Source organism: Oleiphilus sp. HI0067, from assembly GCF_001635735.1.
In genome coordinates this window covers 1-1295 of the sequence record NZ_LWFI01001593.1, presented here as the reverse complement: position 1 = coordinate 1295, position 1295 = coordinate 1, and the positions used below count along the sequence as shown (strand labels likewise).

Below are 1295 nucleotides of genomic sequence, written 5' to 3'. Positions count from 1 at the left end.
TTAGGGCTTAGCGCGATATACAACAACGCCATTCAAGCTTTATATGGGGTTAGCCCAGCGCACGGTCGCACCATTCAACTCAACATCGAACGAGATCGTGTCGAGATAAATTCTGGTGATCAGTCATATGGAAACGTTTGGATCCTTGATTGGCGCGAGTACATCGCACTCTATGGCCCACATACACTAGCCTTGCGCGCATTTATAGGTGAAGCGCAAACTGGAGCAGACTTCTTTGATTTAGGCGATAGCCCGTCCATCACCGCATTTAAACAAGGCTTGATTCACCAACGCGAAAAACCATTGCGAGGCTATCCAGATTCTGCACAAGAGCTTCGCGGCTTTAAGCCAAGTATTTATTCGGCCGATTACCGATTCCCTATCGCCTATGTCGACCAGGGAATCGACGCTTGGCCTATTGGTCTTCACACCATCTCTGGAGCGCTATTTTATGAATCCGGCACGCCAAACCGAGACAAATCAACGTTTGATGCCGCCGGAGTGGAGCTAAATGTCGGTCTAGATTTGGGTTACAGCGCGCTGCCGGTCGCATTGAGGCTAGGCACTGCATTTCCGTTTGACGAAACATCTACCGCACCGGACAAAGATCCAAATTATTACTTAGGGATCGGATACAGTCTCTAAGCTTTTATGGTTAGTTAATACGAAAATCGATTGTCTGCGCTGAGAAATAGTGCAGACATTCTCTCTTTTACCCCTGCTTAATACAGCCACTTTTCTTGAGCTCTTCAAGTTGACCAGCATCAAAGCCAAACTGACCTAGCACCTCATCGGTATGGGCTCCTAACGGTGCACCTAAACTTGGTTCTTGAACCCTATCAAATGGCAAAGCACTTGCAATTTGTTTCACGCTTTCACCGCTTTCTAATTGAACATCAATAAACATTTTCCGCGCCTTAAATTGAGGATGTTCAGCAGCTTCGTTCACTGTAATAACAGGCTCAACGCAAGCGTCTAGCTTGCCAAATATATCGATCCACTTGGCTTGCGTTTGCGCCGAAATCTTTTCTGCAATCGCTGCGCGCAAGGATGTCTGCGTCTCAGGTCTTTGATCGGCAATTTTTGATAACCAGTCACTAAGCTCCAATGTCTGCAATAAGCTCATTGCAAAATTAGGCTCTAAGCTACCGATCGAGATAAACTTGCCATCGGCTGTTTCATAATACTCATAGAATAAGCCTCCATTGAGCATTCCTGACCCTAACTCAGGATCCTGTCCGCTGACTAATGCCCCAGCACCGAACATGGTGTTAAGACTCAATGCAGCATCTGCC

General features: G+C 46.8%; 2 protein-coding genes. One reads left to right on the top strand and one right to left on the bottom strand.

From position 1 onward, the window contains the following. Positions 1-645: hypothetical protein (locus A3739_RS30440; protein WP_197472587.1), on the top strand; the 645-nt coding region annotated here is incomplete at its 5' end. Between the two features lie 67 nt (positions 646-712). Here A3739_RS30440 and A3739_RS25880 read toward each other — a convergent pair. Continuing rightward, the coding region (locus A3739_RS25880) for a CoA transferase (protein WP_197472586.1) at positions 713-1295 on the bottom strand (583 nt) is incomplete at its 5' end.